General features: G+C 63.9%; 18 protein-coding genes. 8 read left to right on the forward strand and 10 right to left on the reverse strand.

The genetic code is table 11. The annotated features are described in order from the left end of the window. The first annotated feature begins 43 nt into the window (after positions 1–43). Entirely contained in the window at positions 44–340 is a 297-nt protein-coding gene (locus KHO27_RS06970; protein ID WP_214501488.1) for a DUF3077 domain-containing protein, read from the forward strand. 117 nt (positions 341–457) lie between these two features. Here KHO27_RS06970 and KHO27_RS06975 read toward each other — a convergent pair whose 3' ends face one another. The 4 genes from KHO27_RS06975 to KHO27_RS06990 form a co-directional block, all read right to left on the reverse strand. Continuing rightward, on the reverse strand, positions 458–2,137 hold the full coding sequence (locus KHO27_RS06975) for an alpha-keto acid decarboxylase family protein (RefSeq protein WP_214501489.1): 1,680 nt from the start codon (positions 2,135–2,137) through the stop codon (positions 458–460). Then, entirely contained in the window at positions 2,134–3,888 is a 1,755-nt protein-coding gene (locus tag KHO27_RS06980; RefSeq protein ID WP_214501490.1) for a flavin monoamine oxidase family protein, read from the reverse strand. Before KHO27_RS06980 ends, KHO27_RS06975 begins: the two co-directional genes overlap by 4 nt. A gap of 176 nt (positions 3,889–4,064) precedes the next feature. Continuing rightward, positions 4,065–4,832 (reverse strand): hypothetical protein, encoded by a 768-nt coding sequence (locus KHO27_RS06985; protein WP_110703848.1) that lies wholly within the window; start codon positions 4,830–4,832, stop codon positions 4,065–4,067. A gap of 63 nt (positions 4,833–4,895) precedes the next feature. After that, positions 4,896–6,173: a bifunctional O-acetylhomoserine aminocarboxypropyltransferase/cysteine synthase gene (locus KHO27_RS06990; protein WP_110703846.1), complete on the reverse strand. Its 1,278-nt coding sequence runs from the start codon at positions 6,171–6,173 to the stop codon at positions 4,896–4,898. A 179-nt stretch (positions 6,174–6,352) separates the two neighbouring features. Here KHO27_RS06990 and KHO27_RS06995 point away from each other — a divergent pair, with 179 nt between their 5' ends. Next, positions 6,353–6,790: a hypothetical protein gene (locus KHO27_RS06995; RefSeq protein ID WP_214501491.1), complete on the forward strand. Its 438-nt coding sequence runs from the start codon at positions 6,353–6,355 to the stop codon at positions 6,788–6,790. Positions 6,791–6,876: 86 nt separating this feature from the next. On the opposite strand, the gene KHO27_RS07000 is transcribed toward KHO27_RS06995, so the two are convergent. Together KHO27_RS07000 and KHO27_RS07005 are read right to left on the reverse strand one after the other, a co-directional pair. Next, positions 6,877–7,830: an SCO family protein gene (locus KHO27_RS07000; RefSeq protein WP_214501492.1), complete on the reverse strand. Its 954-nt coding sequence runs from the start codon at positions 7,828–7,830 to the stop codon at positions 6,877–6,879. A gap of 144 nt (positions 7,831–7,974) precedes the next feature. Further along, positions 7,975–11,370, reverse strand: coding sequence for an Ig-like domain-containing protein (locus KHO27_RS07005; protein ID WP_214501493.1), 3,396 nt, complete (start codon positions 11,368–11,370; stop codon positions 7,975–7,977). Between the two features lie 364 nt (positions 11,371–11,734). Between KHO27_RS07005 and KHO27_RS07010 the strand changes: the two genes are divergently transcribed. The 3 genes from KHO27_RS07010 (at position 11,735) to KHO27_RS07020 (ending at position 13,074) form a co-directional block, all read left to right on the forward strand. After that, on the forward strand, positions 11,735–12,475 hold the full coding sequence (locus tag KHO27_RS07010; RefSeq protein WP_110703838.1) for a hypothetical protein: 741 nt from the start codon (positions 11,735–11,737) through the stop codon (positions 12,473–12,475). Positions 12,476–12,554: 79 nt separating this feature from the next. Further along, positions 12,555–12,800 (forward strand): type II toxin-antitoxin system Phd/YefM family antitoxin, encoded by a 246-nt coding sequence (locus KHO27_RS07015; RefSeq protein ID WP_110703854.1) that lies wholly within the window; start codon positions 12,555–12,557, stop codon positions 12,798–12,800. Then, positions 12,790–13,074: a type II toxin-antitoxin system RelE family toxin gene (locus tag KHO27_RS07020; protein WP_214501494.1), complete on the forward strand. Its 285-nt coding sequence runs from the start codon at positions 12,790–12,792 to the stop codon at positions 13,072–13,074. Before KHO27_RS07015 ends, KHO27_RS07020 begins: the two co-directional genes overlap by 11 nt. 8 nt (positions 13,075–13,082) lie before the next feature. Here the strand turns inward: KHO27_RS07020 and KHO27_RS07025 are convergent, their stop codons facing one another. Continuing rightward, positions 13,083–14,000: a LysR family transcriptional regulator gene (locus KHO27_RS07025; RefSeq protein ID WP_214501495.1), complete on the reverse strand. Its 918-nt coding sequence runs from the start codon at positions 13,998–14,000 to the stop codon at positions 13,083–13,085. 184 nt (positions 14,001–14,184) lie between these two features. Here KHO27_RS07025 and KHO27_RS07030 point away from each other — a divergent pair, with 184 nt between their 5' ends. From KHO27_RS07030 to KHO27_RS07040, 3 genes are read left to right on the forward strand one after another with little or no spacing between them, the layout of a single operon-like run. Beyond that, positions 14,185–15,489 (forward strand): MFS transporter, encoded by a 1,305-nt coding sequence (locus KHO27_RS07030; RefSeq protein WP_110703832.1) that lies wholly within the window; start codon positions 14,185–14,187, stop codon positions 15,487–15,489. A gap of 16 nt (positions 15,490–15,505) precedes the next feature. Beyond that, complete coding sequence (locus KHO27_RS07035) at positions 15,506–16,747, forward strand: Zn-dependent hydrolase (RefSeq protein WP_110703830.1); 1,242 nt, start codon at positions 15,506–15,508, stop codon at positions 16,745–16,747. After that, a complete protein-coding gene (locus KHO27_RS07040) occupies positions 16,747–17,769 on the forward strand; it encodes a histone deacetylase family protein (protein ID WP_214501496.1) in 1,023 nt (340 codons plus the stop codon). The genes KHO27_RS07035 and KHO27_RS07040 overlap by 1 nt, the downstream gene beginning before the upstream one ends. Before the next feature lie 271 nt (positions 17,770–18,040). Here KHO27_RS07040 and KHO27_RS07045 read toward each other — a convergent pair whose 3' ends face one another. From KHO27_RS07045 to KHO27_RS07055, 3 genes are read right to left on the reverse strand one after another with little or no spacing between them, the layout of a single operon-like run. After that, on the reverse strand, positions 18,041–18,313 hold the full coding sequence (locus tag KHO27_RS07045; protein WP_110703826.1) for a hypothetical protein: 273 nt from the start codon (positions 18,311–18,313) through the stop codon (positions 18,041–18,043). Further along, the gene (locus KHO27_RS07050; protein ID WP_214501497.1) at positions 18,310–19,782 is read right to left on the reverse strand and encodes an S-type pyocin domain-containing protein; all 1,473 of its coding nucleotides are present in this window, start codon (positions 19,780–19,782) and stop codon (positions 18,310–18,312) included. The genes KHO27_RS07045 and KHO27_RS07050 overlap by 4 nt, the downstream gene beginning before the upstream one ends. Positions 19,783–19,793: 11 nt before the next feature. Then, complete coding sequence (locus KHO27_RS07055) at positions 19,794–20,330, reverse strand: hypothetical protein (protein WP_214501498.1); 537 nt, start codon at positions 20,328–20,330, stop codon at positions 19,794–19,796. Between the last annotated feature and the right edge of the window lie 16 nt (positions 20,331–20,346).

A 20,346-nucleotide genomic window follows, 5' to 3' on the forward strand; every position in this document is an offset into this window, starting at 1 on the left:
GATGAACCGCGACGGGCTCTTTCTTTTTCCAGGGGGCAAGGTCATGGACAAGGACGAACACGCAAAGGGCATTGGCGATTTGAAGATCGTCAGCCTGGTCGGCCGCACCAAGCGGTACGCGGTGCGTGACTGGGTGCAGGCGATCCCGGGCATGCCGACCGAGGACGTGCTGCAGGAAACAACGATCATCCTGGGTTGCATCACCGGGCTCACCTACCAGGCGTTGAGCCAACCGAAGGAGGCACAGACGCTGATGCGGGCGACGTACTACCTCAGCGGCATGGCCAAGGCGATGATCGATGGGCAGTTGCCGGCGAAGCGGGAACAAAGCGACAGTTGAACGTCGGTGTAACGACACGGGCCGCTTTCGAGCAATCGAAAGCGGCTGTTTTCGTCTAGGTGTCACACGTGGCGTGGCACCGGCTTGTCCCGCGATCAGCAGCGCAGCTGGTACCTCTCAACTCACCCCGGCCAGCCGCTTGATCTGCTCGGCGAAGTCCTTCTCGGCAATCTTCACCTCCACCAGTACCGGCCGCTGCACCACCATCAGCAACTGCGGCAGCAAGCGTTCCAGTTCGTCCACCGTTGCCACCCGATACCCCAGCGCGCCATAGCCGCTGGCCAGCGCCGTATAGTCCAGCGCGGGCAGGGTATCGAACGGCGCGAACTCACCCTCGGGCGTGAACGCGTCGGGGTCGACGAAGGCCTGCTCGATCGCATACACCTGGTTGCTCATCACGAACACCACGGCATTGATCTTGTTGCGCGCCAGCGCTGCCAGCGACTGGCTGACCATCATGAACCCGCCATCGCCGGCCACCACCACCGGGCGCCGGCCGCTGCCCAGCGCCACGCCCAGGGCGCAGCCGGTCTCGTGGCCGAGCGAGCCCCAGATGGCGTCGGAGATGAAGCTGCCGCGGGGCATGCCGTTGATGTTGCTGGCCACGTACAGCGACGAGCTTTCGCCGAGGATCAACGTGCTGGTCTGCCACAGGCGATGCTCCTGGGCGAAGTTCACCAGGCTGTCGAAGAAGCTCGCATAGCTCAGCGCGCTGGGCACCGCGCCGCTGCCCAGCAGCGGGCGCGAGGCGGCCAGGGCGGTGCCCGGGCGGGGGAACTGGGTGTCCACCTTCAGGGCCTTGAGCAGGGCCTCGACATAGTCGGGCAGGCGCACGTTGGGGTAGTAGTCGGCGCCGGCGCGGGCCAGCTCGCAGTTCACCTGGACGATTTCGCCATAGCGGGCCTTGAGCAGGTCGAGGTAGTCATCGGTGAAGATCACGCCGATGGCCAGGATGCAGTCGCAGGCATCCACCCGGGCCGAGGTTTCCGGGCGCGAGGCGGGGCCGGCGTAGGTGCCGATGAACGGCGCCTGGCTTTCGTCGAGCACGGTCTTGGCGTCGAGGGTGGTGGAGAAGGGCAGGCCGCAACTGTCGATCAGGCGTTGCACGGCGTCCTGCAAACCGTAGCGGATGATCTCCACGCCCAGCAGTACCAGCGGCTGGCGCGCCGTGGCCAGGCGTTGCACGCTGGCCTCGACCAGGCTTTGCAGGGCTTGGGGGTTGGACGGGCGCGGGGCTGGGGTCAGTTGGCCGTGGGGGCGGCTGACCTCGGCGCCCCAGATGTCCTGGTAGGCCTCCAGGTAGATGGGCTGGCGGTGGGTGAGGGCGGCGATCAGCGCGTTGTCGATCTGCCACGGCGCGCGGTGCGGGTCGGCGAGGATCTCGCAGGCCACGGTCACCTGCTCCAGCACGTTGCGGTCGGCCTCGAAGTTGCCGGTGGAGTGATGGAACAGCACGTTCTGGGCATTGGCCTTGAGCCGGTCGCTGGTCGAGGGGCTGGCGGAGATCACCACCACCGGGTTGCGCTCCACGTAGGCGCCGGCGATGGCGTTCACCGCGCTGAAGGTGCCCACCCCGTACTGCAGCGACACCGCGCCCAGGCCGTGCACACGGGCGTAGCCGTCGGCGCTGTAGGCGGCGCCCATCTCATAGACTTCGCCCACGGCGTCGATGCCGTCGAAGGCGTCCAGCGCGCTCATGAACCTGGAGCAATAATCCCCCGGCACCTGGAATACCTTGTCCAGGCCCAACTCCTTGAGCCGGGTCAGCAGGTAGTCGGCCACGGTAAAGGTGCTCATGGCTTGACCCCCGCGCAGATGGCCTGGGTGATGGCCTCGAGCACCTGCGGCGCGTGGCCGGGCATGGGCGGGGTGGCGTAGTCGATTTCTTCCGGTGCCGGGGTCGGCAGCAGTTGGTAGGAGGCCGGTAGCCAGTTGGGGCGCGGCAGTTCGAAGAACTCCTGCAAGGCGGACTCGGCGGTGGTCAGCGCGCCTTCGACCCAACCCTGGCCATAGGAATAGGCTTCGCCGACGATGAACACCTGCTGGTCCTTCACCGGGTGGCGCATCTTCTGGATGATCAGGTCCAGGCGGTAGTTGGCCTTCCACTCGTGCCAGCCGCCACCGTAGGGGTCGGCGTCCCAGGCGTGGTACACGGCGCTATAGGGGGCCGGCAGCTCGACCTGGGCGTGCAGCTGAGTGACCTGGCGCTGGGCGATGCGCACCATCTCGTCGCTGATCTGGAACTGCGTGCGCGGCACCACCGCGTCACTGGCGATGCGCCCTTCGAGGCTGCGCGGGGTGTAGCCGATGAACTCGGGGCCGTCTTCCAGGCCTTTCCAGAACGGTACGGTGCCGATGTCGTTGTAGGAGGCCATCAGCAGCGAGTTGAAGGTGTTCTCGCCACCGGCCTGATCGCACTCCGTGCCCATGTAGTAGCACTGGCGGATCGGCAGGTCGGTGACCGAGCGCCCGGCCACCAGGCCCAGGTTGCGCCACCAGGGTTGCTCGTAGGCCAGGAACAGCTTGAATGCCGACTGCACCAGCACCGAGCCGAGGTTGTCCTTGAGCCACGGGTCGTCGAACAGCGGTGAGTCGATCAGCTCCAGCGCGCGGCGCGGCAGGGCGAGGATCACCTGACGGGCGTGGACGATGTCCTCGCCTTCGAGGTCGTGGGTCTTGCCGTTGACGGTCTCGGTGTGGCGCAGGTGCAGGCGGTAGGGGTACTCGGTGTCGTCGCTGTAGCTCAGGGCGGCCAGGCGGCGGTTCATCTGGATGCGCTGGTCGGCGGGCACCAGGCCGCCGGCCTGTTCGCTGAAGCGCTGGGCCAGGGTCAGCGGCAGGCTCTGGAAGCCATCCTTGAGCGTGCGGAACACGGTGGCGTCGCTGTATTCGGTGGCGGGCAGCTGGGTTACCGCGCTGGCGTTGGCGACGTTGGCCTCGTAGCCGCCGGCGTCCTTCATGAACTGGTAACCCTCGTTGCTCAGCACGCGGTAGAGCAGATCCCAGAAGCCATAGCGCCAGATCGGCTTGCCGAACACCTGCACCTGCATCTGCTCGGCCAGGCTCAGCTTGTCGAAGCCGGGGTAGATGCTGTTCATCACGTTGACCTGGAGGTCTTCGGGATTGTAGCCGCGCTCGGTCCAGCCCAGGTCGTAGGGAATCTTGTGCGGTGCTTCGACGAAGTCGCGGAAACGGAACCGTTGGCCGCGCAGGTAGAACAGGTTGTCCTGGGCGCCGATGGGCGCGTCCTTGGGCAGTTCGTTGCCCATGGGGAAGTCCTTGCTCGGTAGGCCCAGGTGCTGCACCAGGGTGTCGACCATCACATGGCCGTCGGCGCCGGGCATGTAGCGCATGCCGCCCACCTCGGCGACCACGTTGGGCAGGCCGGGCAGCTTGACGCTGAACAGCCGCCCGCCGATGCGGTCGCCATATTCGAACAACTGGATACGCATGCTGTCGCCGTGGGCCTGTTGCAGGCGCCAGGCGCTGTAGGTACCGGAGACACCGCCGCCGATGATGGCGACGTCCAAGGGTTGGGGCTGGCTCATCGCAAAATCCCTTTTGTTGTTGTGGGCAAGGAATCCATGTGACGAGCCAGTATTGTCGAGGTTTGGCGGAATGCCAGTTTGCCATCATCGATTTTTCGAAGGGGCCCAGGCCCTGGCGCAAGACGCGGTACGGGGTATCAATGTCCGTGATACCGATGTGCCGTCGATTGCGGCAGCTAGGTACGCCCTTTCAATAGTGCTGCCAGGGCGATGGTCAGGCCAACGGCGGTCGCCATCGCAACCAGCATGGTAATGGCGACGCCCGTATGTTCGAGCAACCCCGCCATCGCCAGGTAGAACGCAATCACCCCTACCGCGCCGATGGCATTACCTCGCACCATCGCCGCCATCCCGGCGCGGCCGCCCTGTACATGGGCGAACACCACCAACGGCCAGGCGATCACCGGGATCGGCGCCAACATTCCGCTGGTCGCCGGCCCCAGCCAGCTGGCCAGGCTGGTGGTGAGCATCAGCAGCGCGGTGGCGGACACCATGCGCAGGGGGATCTCCCAATAGCGGTGCCGGGGCTGGGCAAGCGTATCGGGGCTTGGCTCGCGGCCACTGGCGCGGATCAGCACGCCGATCAGCAGCAGCGCCACGCCGATCGACAGGTATAGAGCACCCCAGTGGGTGAAGGCATAGGCCGCCAGGCCATAGAACAGGATCGCCAGCGATACCGCCGCAGCGATGCCGAGCTTGCGCGTGGCGAACAGGTAGAAGGTGTAGGTGGCCTGCACGGCCGCCAGCCCACCCAGCGCACCCGGCACCGCGCCCAGGGCGAAGGCCGTGCCTTGCTCCAGGCACAGGAAGGTCATCACCAGCGCCGAGGTGATCGGCAGGCCGGACAGCAAACCGCCGAGCAGGCCGCCCCAGCGCCGTGAAGCGAGTGAGATGGTCCACATCAGCAGCGGGGTGACGAGGAGTTTCAGGTAGAAGAGGGTCATTGCGCGCGGTTCCGGTTCTGCAAGTGGGCGCCCGCCGTCGGCATTGGGTGGGGCGCGGGTGGATCAGCCGCGGCTGGCCTCCAGGGCCTGGGCGAGGTCGGCGATGATGTCGTCGCTGTGCTCGATACCGATCGACAAGCGCACCATGTCTCGCGGCACACCGGCCTTTTCCAGCTCGTCGTCGTTGAGCTGGCGGTGGGTGGTGGAGGCGGGGTGGCAAGCCAGCGACTTGGCGTCGCCGATGTTCACCAGGCGCACCACCAGTTGCAGCGCATCGATGAAGCGCGCCCCGGCGGCCTGGCCGCCCTTGATGCCGAACGACAGGATCGAGGCCGGCTTGCCGCCGGTGTAGCGCTGGGCCAGTTGGTGCTCGGGATGATCGGGCAGGCCTGCGTATTTCACCCAGGCCACCTGGTCGTGTTCCTGCAGGTAGCGGGCAACCTTGAACGCGTTCTCGGTATGGCGCTCCATGCGCAGGGCCAGGGTCTCCAGGCCTTGCAGGATCAGGAAGGCGTTGAACGGCGACAGCGCGGCGCCGGTGTTGCGCAGCGGCACCACGCGGCAGCGGCCGATGAAGGCGGCGGGGCCGAAGGCTTCGGTGTAGGTGACGCCGTGGTAGGACGGGTCGGGGGTATTGAGCAGGGCGAAACGTTGCGTGTGATCGGCCCAGGGGAATTTGCCCGAGTCGATGACGATGCCGCCGATGCTGGTGCCGTGGCCGCCGATGTACTTGGTCAGCGAGTGTACGACGATATCAGCGCCGTGCTCGAACGGGCGGCAGAGGATTGGCGTGGCCACGGTATTGTCGACGATCAGCGGCACGCCGTGGCGGTGGGCGGCCTCGGCCAGCGCGGCGATATCGACGATATTGCCGGCAGGGTTGCCGATGGACTCGCAGAACACCGCCTTGGTGCGTTCGTCGATCAGCGCCTCGAGGGCGGCGATGTCGTTGTGGGCGGCGAAGCGGGTGGTGATGCCCTGGCGCGGCAGGGTATGGGCCAGCAGGTTGTAGGTGCCGCCGTACAGCTTGGCTACCGAGACAATGTTGTCGCCGGCCTCGGCCACGGTCTGGATGGCATAGGTGATGGCGGCCATGCCCGAAGCCACTGCCAGCGCGCCAACCCCGCCTTCGAGGGCGGCCATGCGCTGTTCGAGCACATCGTTGGTGGGGTTCATGATGCGCGAGTAGATGTTGCCGGCGACCTTGAGGTCGAACAGGTCGGCGCCGTGCTGGGTGTCGTCGAAGGCGAACGAGGTGGTCTGGTAGATCGGCACGGCCACCGCCTTGGTGGTCGGGTCGGGGCTGAAGCCCGCGTGGATGGCGAGTGTTTCCAGCTTCATGCGGTCATTCCTTGAGCGTGGGTGGAAGCGGTCGAGCATGGAGTGGGCTGGACGCGCTGGTCAAGGGGCCAAGGGTGGGGGGACCTGGCAGTTTTGCCAGTAGTTGCCGGAGGGAAGCCTGCGCCATCATCGGCGCACGCACCTGGCCATGTGGGCGGTGCACGCTCAGGAGCCATGCCATGTCGACCCTGATGGTCGCTTCATCGTCTTTCTACGGCGCCGCCTTGCTGCTCGTCCTGTTTGTAGGTGTGGTCTACTGCACGCGCAAACAGTTCATGTCCTATCACAGCGTGGCGCTTTCGCGCAGCTGGCGCGATCTGGATGACGCTCAGCGGCTACTACTGCTGGCATTGATCCACTTGGTTGGCTGGGGCTGGATGGTCATTGCCTTCGCCGGTTTCGCCTTGTTGGGCGCCTGGCACTACCAGCCTGCACAGCCTGGCCTGCTTATGGCATTGCAGGCATTGATCACGCTGGGCACTGCGCCGGTCATCAGGGTGTCCAGCGGGGTTAGGCAGCGTACGGGCGCCGCGCCGCCCATTTATATCGGTTGGATCATTCTGTGCCTGAGCCTGGCCGGTTTTCTGCTCGCCTGGCCGCTCTGGTCGCAATCTTGACGGTGTGCAGTGCCATCAAGCGCGCATCCCTCTGGATGTCGGACACAACGTTTGGCAAGCGCTGCAGGGTGGCCGCCAGCAGGCATCTACTGCCCATTCAGCCGAGTGGTTTCTTCGTCCAGATACCCCAGTAAGGCGGCCACCTCGGTTTCCCCCAATCGCATGTTGGGCATCGCCAACTGGTTGTACTGCGTGAACAGCAGCATCGCCAACGGGTCTTTCTCCGCGAGCATCCGATCAGGCTCCATCAGCCAGCGCTTCAACCACAGTTCGTCCCGTTGCCGGGTCACCCCCAGCAGATCCGGGCCGATGCCATGGGTGGCGCCAGGCTCGGCGTCGCCCAAGGTGTGGCACGACGAGCAGCGGGTCCTGAACAGTTGTTCGCCTTTGCTCGGCGGGCGGATGTCGGGGGCCAGGGTGTAGTCGCGGTGCTGGGCGCTGGCGGTTTTCCAGTTGTGCAGGCTGTTGGCCAGGCGGTCGGCGAGGATGTACGGGCTTTCGAAGGGCGAGGCCTTCATCCAGCGGCCGGTGGCCTGGTTGCCTATTATCAGGCTGAGGTTGTGGTCCTTGCTGCGGCCATTCTCCAGGCCTTCGATGTACAGGCCCAGGCTGCGGCGCAGCTGTTCGATGTCGGCGGCCTCGCCGGTGAGCAGGGTCCAGCCGGGGCCGATGGCGAATTTTTCCGCGTAGCGCTTGAGGGTGGCGGGCGTGTCGTTGTAGGGATCGATGCTGATCGAGTAGATGAAGATGTCCTGGCCGACGCGTTCGCCCAGCAGCTTCTGTACCTGGCGCAGGCGGGCGGTCTCCACCGGGCAGGAGTCGCCGCAGCCGGTGAAGATGAAATTGATGGCCACCACCTTGTCCTTGATCAGGTCGTCGAAGAAATGCACCTGGCGGCCGTCCTGGGTGAGCAAGGGAATGTTGGGGAAGTAGTTGGCACCCCAGGGGCTGGAGGGCGTTGCGCGGGTGCTGGGGGGCAGCGACCAGGCGAGGCTGAGGGTAAGCAGCAACAGGAGCAGCAGGCGGAAGAGGCGGGGCATGGTTTTACCCTCTGGTCAGGGGCAGGCCAGGGCAGCATGGGAGCGGGCTTGCCCCGCGAACACCGGCAGAGCCGGTGCCATGCGGTGCGTTCATCGCGGGGCAAGCCCGCTCCCACGCCAATTCCCTGTCGGGTCTTGGCGATATCAACGTATGCTCAACGGTACCGTCACGCTCTGCCCCAGCGCCGACTTGACCGTTACCGCCGGTGGCGAGGCCGGGCCGCTGCCGGTGGTGGTTACCGACAGTTTCCAGCGCGCGCCGGAACCGCTGGCGCTCAGCGTTGCCAGGCCCAGGTCGAGCGGCCCGCTGGTGGTGTTGCTGGTCACCCGGATGCTGTTGCCGGCGGCCACCGAGGTGGTGCCGGACACCTCCCAGGTCCAGCGGCTGTTGCTGCGCAACTGCACCGAAGCGCTGCTGACCTGGATCTCGTCCATCGGCACGGCGGGCGAAACCGCAATGCTCACCGTGGCCGGGGCCAGGGATTCGAGACCCTTGGCGTCGCGTGCGGCGTAGGTGAAGCTGGCGGTGAACGCCGTGGCGACGGTGCCCGGTGGGGTGTAGGTGACCTGGGTACTGTTGCTGCTGACCGTGCCCTGGCCGGAGTCGGGCTGGGCCAGGCTGCTGACGCTCAGCGGCAGGTTGCCGTCGGGGTCGGTGTCGTTGGCCAGTACGTTGAGCACGATCGGCTTGCCGGCCATGGTCGCGGCGCTGTCGTTGACCGCCACCGGCGGCTTGTTGCTGTCGTTGCCCGGGCCACTGCTCGAGGTGCGGAAGGTCGGCAGGGCCGCGGAGTTGACATACTCCACGCCATCCCAGCCAGGCAATGGCGTCGGCATCATCTGGAACTGGCCGGGGTGCTCGAGGTCCCAGCGCAACAGCATCGAGGTGTCTTCGTGCTGGGTGTTGTGGCAGTGTTCCATGTAGGTACCGGCGAACTCACGGAAGCGGATGGCCATTTCCACTTCTTCCGAAGAGTCGCTGTCCGGGCCGATGCGGTAGACGTCCTTGCGTGCCCATTTTTCCCATTCCGGCGGGGCCTTGCCGTCGCGGCTGAGGATCACCCCTTCCTCGAAGTGCACGTGCACCGGGTGGCTCCAGCCGTTGCCGCCGTTCTTGATCTTCCACACTTCCAGGGTGCCGTCGCCGCTGAAGCCGCCGTCGGTGGCCTCATTGGCCAGTTGCGGGGCGGCGCTGATGCGCCGGGGGTCCATGGTGTAGCCGAAGCCGCCGTCGGTCTTGATGGTCCAGGGGGTGCTGTCGGTGCCGTCGGAGCGGCCGAAAATGAACTCGCGGTGGCGGGCGGCCTTGATCTTGGTCTGGTCACTGGCGCTGTTGCGGTCGATCGACAGGGGGATCATCACCAATCCGGCGGTTTTGCCGGGCTTGGCCGGTTCATACAAGCTCGGGTCCATGCTGAGGTCCTGGCCGGTATAGGGTTGCACGATCAACTGCATGAACTTGCCGACAACCGGGTCGCCGCCATCCCATTCCGGGCCTTTGCTGGTCTGCTTGATCACCGCCTTGTACTTCTCCGACAACACGTCGGCCAGGGGTATGGACTGTTTCGGGCCCTTTCCGGTGTCGTGCTCCATGAGGTTGACGAAGTACAGCTTGTCGCCGACCTTGATCCCGTTTTTGGCGAAATTGATGATGATGTCGTAGCGCTCGGCGATGCCCTGCAGCGGCAGGATGGCGTTGTTGTCCTGCAGGTTGCCGTCACCGTTGAGGTCGAGGGTGCCGTCGAACGGCACGGCATGTTCCATGATATTGCCGTCGTTGGCGATCATGTGGAACGGCACGCGGGCATAGGAGACGTTGGAGCCGCTCGGGCCCTTGAACTCGCCGCCGTTGCCGGCGATTTCACGCACCACGGCAAACTTGAAGTAGCGCGACACCGAGCCGTTGAGGAGGCGAAAACGATAGCTGCGCGCGCGCACCTTGAGCTTGGGCTGATACTGCCAGTTGACCAGGATCTGGTCGCCGAGGAAACCGTCGGTGTTGAACGGGTTGAACCACAACTGGCCGTTGGCGTCCCACGCCTTGTCGGCGATCACCAGGTTGACGTCGTAGTCGCGGTTACCCCACGGCATCGCCGCGCCGCTGGGGAAGCGCAGGTTGACGCCGTCCTGCAGGGCTTCGTTGCCACGGTCGATGGCCGAGTAGTAGTTCATCATCACCGCGTTGCCCTTGTAGACGTTCTGCGCCGTGAAATCGAGCATGTGGTCGTGGAACCAGTGGGTGCTCATGGTCTCGCGCCAATCGCCGCGGATCTTGATGCTGCCGTTCTCGCAGGTCTTGAGGCCCGGGGAGGCATCGTTGACGTACAGGGTTTCGCCCGGCGCGCAGGGGAAGGCGGCGCGCGGGTCCTGGGCGCGGGTGTTGATGGTGTCGTAGCCGGCCAGCTGGATCGGCCAACGGTAGTCGTAGTACTGGCCGGGGAAGAAGTAGGCGTTGGCGAAGCCGTCGCTCTCGGCCGGCGAGTGGCCGTTGTGCTCGTGGGTGGAGATGGTGTGCAGGCCGAAGCCGTTGTTGGCCGAGGGGTCGATCGGCAGGGCGTTGTAGTGGCGCATCAGCACCGGCTGGCCATAGCGCACCATCAGCAGCTTGACCGGGAAGGTGCCGTCGAAGGTCCACAGCGCCTTGTGGCCCTGCAGGGGCATTTTCGGGTGGAAGCGGGTATCAATACCCTTGGTGGTACCCAGGGTGGTGGGGATGTCGGAGGTCTGGTAGTACAGTCCGCCCGGGGCGAATTCGCCCTTGGCGTAGTTGTGCAGTTGCTTGCGGTCGCGCAGGCCCTGGTTGATGCGTGCTCCGGCCTGCGCAGTCTTGAATGCGGCCTGGGGGTAGAACTCGTTCCAGCGCTGGTGCGACCAGCCCTTTCCTGGTGGGCGGCCCTCGGCGGGAGAGCCGACCCCGCTGCGGTTGAGGAACATCTCGATCTGCGCCTTCCACGGGTTGCGGTCGAGCACGTTGGCGTACTGCGACGGGAACGGTGTCAGCCCCGGTTGGGTGAGGAACGCCTCCAGGGCATTGCCGTTGGGGCTGCTGCGCGCGGCGTAGTCTGGGTCCTGCGCGGGCGCGGCACCGATCACCGGGGGCGGGAAGGTCAGGCTGTAGGGCGGGGTGGCCGGGTCGAGTTTCTCGGGGCCGAATTCTTCGAACAGCAGCAGCTGCTGGGTAAAGGGTTCGGCGCCGAACAATGGGCTGGGCTTGCCATTGGTGGGGTATTTACGTGAGGTCTGCTGCGCCGGGGGCAGGGCATTGTCGCTGGTCACCGTGGCACGGGTGCCGTAGACCCCGTTGCTCAGTTCGAGCGAGCCTTCGTTGGCCTCGGGCATGTTCTTCAAGGCCTCCAGCGCAGCCGCCTGGGCTACCGGATCGGCGGCCGGGTCGCTGAAGGCGGAAGGGTCGGTGGGCGGTGGTTGGCTCACGTCGTCAAGCGACCCAGCGAACACGTTGGCCATCCCCAGGCTGAGCAGCAGCGCCGTGAGGGAGGGCAACCTGAACACCTGGGTCGATGTTGCCACTGGTTTCTTCATTGCCGTATGCCCCGTGTTGTGCAGGTTGGCATCTGTTGCCACTGCGATAAGTGGCGATGTGCCTTGAACAGGGGTCAGCAACCGCTGTGCCAATCGGCAAGTGGCTAAACGCCACGTGTTTCAAGATGTTGCAGGAGTGCGAATGAGACACGCTCGGGCAACTGCCACAAACCTGGGGATAGACACCCGAGGCTGGGTGGGGAATGCTCCCCACCTCACGAACACGAGGTGGGCTAGGCTCCTGTCGCGGGCTTGCCCCGCGATAGTGTCGTCACAGGCAGCCAGGCCTTGCCCGCAACCGGTGTTCTTGGCACCCTTGCCTGCCTTGCGTCTCGTCACGCCCATCAAACAAGGAACCTTCAAGGTGAGTTGGGAGAAAGTCGGTAAATCCCTGGTGGGCCTGCTGGCCCTGGTTGCCGTCGGCGCCACGCTTTATATGGCGTTGCGCGACGACGACCGTTTGCAGGCGCGCCTGACCTACGCCCATCTCACCTACCCGGGCCAGTTCAACGAGCGCATCAGCCAGGCCAACGACCTGCTCAAGTACGAGCGGCTGCATTCCCAGATTAGCGAGATCGGCGCAGGCGCCCTCAGCCACCCGCAGATCGACAAGCTGGTCGACCTGGCCCAGGCGCCGTACCTGCACCTGTTCGCCAGACCCTTCGAGGCCGGCTTGGTGGACCACCGCACCGGTCTGCTCATCGAGCTGTCCAACCCCGCCCGTGTACCGCTCAAGGCCGTGCACATTCGCCTGCCGGCCAAGGGGCTGGTGCAGGTGCGCGATGCGGCCGGCAACGACACGCTGGTGCCGACGCCGACCAGCAGCATCGACCTGCCGGCCATTGACGGGGTGAGCGAGAGCAAGGTCTGGGTGTACTTCGACGCTGACTATTCGCAGATCCGCCAGGGTGGGATCAGCATTCGTGATGCCGATGGCAGTGCCGATATCCAGGTGGTTCGTGAAGTGACGGGGTTCCCGGCGCTGTTGGCGCGTTACAGCCAGGTGGTGGTGGCGGTGTTCGCCGCGCTGGGGCTTGGGTTGCTGGCGCTGGCGTATATCTGGTTGGGGCGGGCGCGGGTCACCGGGGTATCGCATAGCCTGTAAGCGATAAGCCTATGGCGCGCCGGCTTGAAAAAGACCTGAATTCAGACCAATCTATGGCTCTTGAATGAGGGCGATCGATATGCAGAACATCTTTGCCGACGTGACCGTCAGCGTCTCGGAACTAAAGAAGAATCCTACGGCGGTGATGGCCGATGCGCAGGGGAAACCGGTGGCCGTTCTCAACCATAATCGCGTCATGGGTTACATGGTGCCCGCTGAACTCTACGAGGCGATTATGGAGCGACTGGAAGACATGGAGCTTGCGGCATTGGTAAAGGCGCGTGCGGGAGAGAAAGGCATCCCGGTCGAACTGGATGACTTATGAGCTCGAGTTTCTGCCTTCGGCGCTGAAAGAATGGAAGAAGCTTGGGCACACCGTGCGCGAGCAAGCCAGGAGAAAACTCAAGGAGCGTCTGCTCTCCCCCAGGGTTGGGGCGGATGCAATGCGTGATTTGCCTGACCATTTCAAGATCAAGCTCAAGGCCAGCGGCTATCGGGTGGTCTACCGCGTCGAGGATGAACGGGTGGTTGTCGTGGTCGTGGCGATAGGTAAGCGCGAACGTGGGCAAGCCTACCGCTCGGCCGCTGATCGCCTATAGGATTGCCGCTAGATCACAGATGTGGCGGCCGACAGCAAGGCCTCGACGAACAGGCTTTCAGCACGGCTCATGCGCTGGTCCTTGTTCCACAACAGGTGGATGTCGACGTCGGCAATGCCTTCCTGCGGCGGCAGTTTCCACAACAACCCTGCATCCACATCCGGCGCCACCACATGCTCGGGCAGGCAGCCGATGCCGAAGCCGGCGATCACCAGGCGGCGCACCTCTTCCAGGCTCGGCGACGAGGCGACGATGCGCCCGGCGAAGCCCTGCTGGTCGCGGAAGATGGTCAGCGGCGAGAGCATGCCGCCGATCTGGTCGCTGGTGAAACTGACAAAATTCTCCCGCTGCAGGTCGCCTTCGGCCTGGCCGAACAGCGCGTGGTGCTTGCCGCAAAAGAACGCGTAGCGCTGGCGCAAGAACAACCGCTGCTCCAGCCGTGGCTGGGGCCGGCGGTTGAGGCTGAGGCCGGCGGTGGCGGTTTTTTCCTGCAGGGCGGCGATGATGTCGGAGCTGCGCATCACGTCGATCTCCAGCTCCACCCGCGGGTGCTGGCGGTGGAAGTCGGCGAGGAAGTCGTCGAAGCGTTCGCTGACGATACGGCTGATCATCAACAGGCGCACCTTGCCCACCAGTTCGTCCGCCGGCTGCTCCAGCAGGCCGCCGATCTGCGACATCTGCCCGTACACCTCGCCGGCCAGCTGGAACAGCTGCTCGCCCACCTCGGTCAGCACGAAGCGCGGCCCACGGCGGGCGATGAGCTGGCGCCCGAGTTGCTCTTCAAGGCGCTTGAGCGCCTGGCTCACGGCGGGCTGGGTAAGGTGCAGGCGGGCGGCGGCGCGGCTGATCGACAGTTCCTGGCCGATGACGCGGAAGGTGCGCAGCAGGTTCCAGTCGAGGCGGTCGTTGAGCAGGCGGTCGGGCATGGTCGGGCTCGATGATAAGCGTGGTTAATAATTCGAATAATAAATAGAAAATTGAATTATAGGCGCCCGCGATGAATGATCTCCAGCAGTGCGGGCCTCTTCGCGGAGCCCGACCCAGGCGCCGCCAGAGCGCCACCGTGACCCGAACCACTCCTGCCAGAAAAACAACCAAAGGAGCCACCCCATGAAGCCCGCCGCTTCGCCACAACCGCGCCGTGCCGCCGCCGCCGCGTTCATCGGCACCATGATCGAGTGGTACGACTTCTACATCTATGCCACCGCCGCCGCGCTGGTGTTCGGTGCCTTGTTCTTCCCCTCCGACAACAGCCTGTTCAGCACCATGGCTGCCTTCGGCACCTTTGCCGTGGGTTTCTTCGCTCGGCCCTTGGGCGGCATCATCTTCGGCCATATCGGCGACCGAATCGGGCGCAAGAAATCGCTGATCATTACCTTGCTGATGATGGGCGTGGTCACGGTCGCCATCGGCCTGCTGCCGACCTACGCGCAGATCGGCGCCAGCGCGCCGGTGCTGCTGATCCTGTTGCGCGTGGTCCAGGGCATCGCCGTGGGTGGCGAGTGGGGTGGGGCGGTGCTGATGGCCGGGGAGCATGCGCCCAAGGGCCGGCGCAACTTCTTCGCCTCGTTCGCCCAGTTGGGTAGCCCGGCAGGCCTGATCCTGTCGCTGCTGGCGTTCAGCGCGGTCACCCGTCTGCCGGAAGAAGACCTGATGAGCTGGGGCTGGCGCGTGCCGTTCCTGGCCAGCGCGCTGTTGCTGCTGGTGGGCCTGGCAATCCGCCTGGGGGTCAACGAGTCGCCCGAGTTCCTCGCCAGCCGCGAGCACGCCGAACAGGCCCGGCGCAAGGAGCAGGCACCAGTGCTGGAAGTGCTGCGCAGCGCCTGGCGGCCGCTGCTGCTGTGCATCGGCGCCAACACCCTGGGCATCGCCGGGGTCTATTTCACCAATACCTTCATGATCAGCTACACCACCCAGCAGTTGCATCTGGAGCGTTCGCTGATCCTCGAATGCCTGTTCTTCGTGGCGATCATCCAGTTCTGCGTGCAGCCGTTGGCGGCGTGGCTGTCGGAGCGACTCGGCGCCACGCGCTTCCTGGCCCTGATGGCGCTGCTGGCGATGGCCTCGCCGTACCCGATGTTCGTGTTGGTGAGCAGCGGCGAAGGCCCGCTGATCGTGCTCGGCATCGCCCTGGCGGCGGCGTGCATGGCTTCGTTCTACGCAGTGATCGCCGGCTATGTCAGCGGCATGTTCGCCACCCGCGTGCGCTACACCGCCATCTCCCTGGCCTATCAGGTGTGTGGCGCCATCGCGGGTGGCCTGACCCCGCTGATCGGCACCTGGCTGGCCCACAGCTTCAGCGGCCAATGGTGGCCGATGGCGGTCTTCTACAGCCTTATCGCCTGCACTTCCCTGGTCTGCGTGCTGGCGCTGGCGCGCCGCTACGCCCTTGGCCGGCAGCTCGAGCTGGCCTGAATCTGGAGTATCCGCAATGTTGAAAAGCAATGGCGATCGCCTGTGGGCGAGCCTGATGGCCATGGCCGAAATCGGCGCCACCGCCCGCGGCGGCAGCTGCCGCCTGGCCCTGAGCGACGAGGACAAGGCCGGGCGTGAACTGTTCGGCCGCTGGTGCCGCGAGGCCGGGCTGAGCCTGAGCGTGGACGCTATCGGCAACCTGTTCGCCCGCCGCGAAGGCAGCGACCCGCACGCCGCGCCGGTGATGATGGGCAGCCACCTGGACACCCAGCCCGAGGGCGGGCGTTTCGACGGCGTCTACGGCGTGCTGGCCGGGCTGGAGGTGGTGCGCCGCCTGAACGACCTGGGTATCCGTACCCGCAAACCGCTGGAAATCGCGGTGTGGACCAACGAGGAGGGCGCCCGCTTCACCCCGGCCATGTTCGGTTCGGCGGTGTTCACCGGCACCTTGCCGCTGGCCCAGGCCCTGGCGATCCGCGATGCCGACGGCATCAGCGTCGCCGATGAACTGGCGCGCACCGGCTATGCCGGCCAACGCCCGCTGGGCGGCAAGGTTGACGCCTATTTCGAGGCGCATATCGAGCAGGGCCCGATCCTTGAGGACAACGCCAGGAGCATCGGTGTGGTCAGCGGCGGGCAGGCAATCCGCTGGCTCGACGTCACCGTCGAGGGCATGGCCGCGCATGCTGGCACCACGCCGATGAAGCTGCGCAAGGACGCCTTGTACGGCGTGGCACGGATGATCCAGGCCATCGAACAACTGGCCAGCGATTTCGCCCCCGAGGGCCTGACCACGGTGGGTGAGCTGAGCATCGCCAAGTCGTCGCGCAACACCATCCCCGGCCTGGTGCGCTTCACCCTTGACCTGCGCCATCACCGCGACGAGGCCATCGACGCCATGGAGCGCGATATCAGTCTGCAGTTGCAGGCCATCGCTAGCCAGCGTGGCCTGGCGGTACGCATCGAACGCCACTGGGTCAGCCCGGCCACCCCGTTCGACGCCGACTGCGTGGCCGCCGTGCAGCAGGCGGTGGATGGCCTGGGCTACAGCCAGCAGTCCATCGTCAGCGGTGCCGGCCATGATGCGATCCTGCTGGCTCGCTACTGCCCCACGGCGATGGTGTTCATCCCCTGCGTCGGTGGGCTGAGCCACAACGAGGCCGAGGATGTGCTGCCCGAGGATGCCCGCCAGGGCGCCGATGTATTGCTCAACGCCGTGCTGGCCCGTGCCGGCCAGGTTGTCGAAGGAGAAGCCTGATGCGCTGCTATTTCCACCCTGAACAATTGCTCCACCATCCGCGCAGCTACTATTCGCGCGGCGCCATGCGCACCCCGCAGGAAGTCCCCGAACGCGCCCAGCGCCTGCTGCAGGCCGCCAAGGACCTTGGCTTCGATATCCGCAAACCCGAAGATGCCGGCCTTGCTCCGCTCAAGGCGGTGCATGGCGAAGCCTACCTGGCGTTCCTCGAAGAAGCTCATGCGCGCTGGAAGGAGGTGCCCGAGGACTGGGGCGACGAGGTGATGTCCAACATCTTCGTCCGCGAACCCAACGCCCTGCGCGGCATCCTTGCCCAGGCCGGGCGCTACCTGGCCGATGGCAGTTGTCCGGTGGGCGAGCATACCTGGCGCTCCGCCTACTGGTCGGCACAGAGCGCCGTCGCCGCGGCCCAGGTCATCGTTGACGGCGAACCCGCCGCCTATGCCCTGTGCCGTCCGCCGGGGCACCATGCCCGGTATGATGCCGCCGGTGGCTTCTGCTACCTCAATAACGCCGCCGTCGCGGCCCAGGTGTTGCGCGGCCGCTATCAGCGCGTGGCGATCCTGGATACCGACATGCACCACGGGCAGGGCATCCAGGAGATTTTCTACGAGCGGGACGACGTGCTGTACGTCTCGGTGCATGGTGACCCGACCAATTTCTATCCAGGAGTGGCGGGCTTTGCCGACGAGCGCGGTAGCGGAGCAGGAGAGGGCTGCAATCTCAACCTGCCGATGGCCCACGGGTCGAGTGAAGCGGACTTCATGGCGCAGCTGGAGGTTGCGTTGCAAGCGGTGAAGGACTTCGGCGCCGAGGTGCTGGTACTTTCGCTGGGCTTCGATATCTACGAGCTGGACCCGCAGAGCAAAGTGGCGGTGACTACCGAAGGGTTCGCCCGCCTTGGTGAAGAGATTCGTGGGTTGCGTTTGCCGTGCCTGATCGTGCAGGAAGGCGGGTACCACCTGGAGAGCCTGGAGGCGAATGCGCGGGCATTCTTCGGCGAAGAGCGCGATTGGCGTTAAGCCTGTCGAGGGGCAAGCCCGCTCCCTCGATTGTGGGGGCGGAGCTAGTGATTGGTGTCCGAGCGTACAGCACGCGTTCCAATGTTGGGGCAGTTCGGCGTCGGTCAGCAGGTAGTCGAGCTGATCAAGGTCGTAGCCGGCAGATACACCCACCAGCACGGCGTCATGTATGCGGATGAGGTTTGGGTAACCGAGCATCACATCACCAGAACCTGAAAGGGCTTGGCTGTGCTCACCATGAGCCGCGTGCGGCCCATGGTCTGCTTACTAATTAAGGTGCGAGCTTGTATTTTTTTTCGGTCAGGAATTGAGGCTCTCGCCAGTGGGGCCCTTTTACATATGCTTTTCCGGAAAAGCTGATAAGCCCCTCTGATATCATGTGGTTTATCAGGAGGATTAATGACGTATTGTCGCTGAGGAAAGGCCAGTCGCTGCTGCTATACAGCCTGTCGAGCTGGGGGTGTGATATCCCTTGGTCTGTGGCTAAAAACAAGATTACATCCTGCGGCACTTCGTTTTTTACTATGTCTTTTATAGTGTTCATTTATATTTTCTTGCCAGTTGTTTGTCGTCGGCTTCCAATGCTTCTGGAGTGTAGAGTAGATCTGCAGATGCGCCAAGCTGGAAGTCTTCTAATGTGGCCGTGTGGGCATTGTTCCAAGTGACCCCGTTATCGTTGGGTTGGACGCCATCAGGGATTCCAATTGCTCGGTATCGCTCAAGTTCTCGAAGCTCGTGAGTGTAAAAACGCTTGTCAGTATCGGTAATGTCGGTGAGCCCATTCAATATTCTTTCGAGCCGATGGATCATGGTGGTGTTTGCATCTGACTGTTCGAAGCGACTGGTGTGCAGCTTAATAAGGTCGATTCCTTCAGCGGTTATAATAGCCGTTCTCCAGTCGGCATTTATGATGGGGCCACCTATTTGGTCTGACTGGTACGAGCGGCCCGTAAAAGCTCCTATAGTGTCGCCGGGATAAGGGCTGTTGAAAACAATGTATAGTGGAGGAAGTCCCGTTTCTATCGGGAAGCAGTAAATGCAGTCACGGATATGCTGGATGTCAGATGCAGGTAGTGTATATGCATTGCTTTCGACAGGTTGTAGGGATACTCCCCGATAGATAGATGGCAGAGGCGCTATCGCAGGACTTTTGGTCGAATGGTCTGCTGGCCGGACTATCGGGAAGCTGAGGGTTACAGGTGGACTGTCTGTCGATGTGAAGCGGTAGCTGGCACTCGCTTCATCAAAAGAAAGAGCGCGTACAGGGACATCTCTTGAAGTGCCGGGCGACGAAGTGGATACCAGTGCATAGCCACTGCGTTGGCCATGGATCCTGTATGGAAGAGCGATACTGCCATTCGCCGCTGCGATCTGCTGCAAGTTGTCGGGTAGTTCCGGCAACAAGGTGCTGGCTGCAAGGCCCAGCGCTACTTCCGAGGGCAATTCACCGTTACCGAGTGCGGGGGAGTACACCAGTGCCCCAATACCGACCGCAAACACTCGGCTGGCTACGACCTCCAGTCCTCCCTTGAGAAGCTGAATGGCTTGGCGAATTGCCGACTCTAGCGTGAATTCAATATTGGAAAGGGTGGCGGTGGTCGTCAACTGAGGGCCACCGGAAATGGCAAGGGTAAGGGTATTCGCTTTGGCTTCTACGTTTTTGCCAAACGTGCGTTCGGCTTCGGCGGCGATACGCTCGGCCTCTGCGCGTGCGGCGGCTTCGGCGGCGATACGCTCGGCTTCTGCGTGTGCGGCGGCTTCGGCGGCGATACGCTCGGCTTCTGCGTGTGCGGCGGCTTCGGCGGCGATACGCTCGGCTTCTGCGCGTGCGGCAGCTTCGGCGGCGATACGCTCGGCCTCTGCGCGTGCGGCGGTTTCTACGGCGATACGTTCGGCTTCTGCGTGAGCGGCGGCAGCGCGTTCAGCTTCAATTCGAGTGTTCGCAATCAGCGTCGACAGTGCTGCGATCCTTGTTTCGAGCAAGCTGATAGAGCGGGTGAGCAGGATGCTCATATGGGCGGCGCTCAGGGATTCGATGAACGACGCATAAACAGCGCTGGGACGGCTGCCGTGCCGTTTTTGCATGCGATTGACAAAGTTAATGGCATGACGTTTCTTGTTGGTCGTATCGATAGTTGGCCGAGAAATCGGGCTTCTAGCGTTCTGCTTTCAAGCAAGGCTTGTCGTTTGCTGACGGTCAGTTTATAGAGGGCATCCAGTTGCCGTTCCATATGCCAGATGTCAAAATTTCCTGACGGTGCAATGGCCTGTATTTCACTATCCAGTGCAGCTTCAAGGTGTGCCTGGTAGCGTGCGTATTGTTCTTCTGTTTTTAATTGTGCCGATATGAAGATGTTTACGAGTAAAGGAACTTTCTCCAAGGTATAAAACGTGCCGAGTTTGTCGATGTCATGGGGTGCATGTATTGCAGGGACCCCTTGTTTCCAATTTTTTGGCGCTGTGAAAACGGGTTGGCTCAGAGGCGGTAGAGTATGATGCCCTAGAGAAGGCAACGGATCGGGAGTTACCCATTGAGCGGGCAATGTGACAGTGTTTGGCATGGTGATCTCCCTAGGC

This window comes from Pseudomonas sp. RC3H12 (assembly GCF_018596375.1).
Lineage (GTDB): Bacteria > Pseudomonadota > Gammaproteobacteria > Pseudomonadales > Pseudomonadaceae > Aquipseudomonas.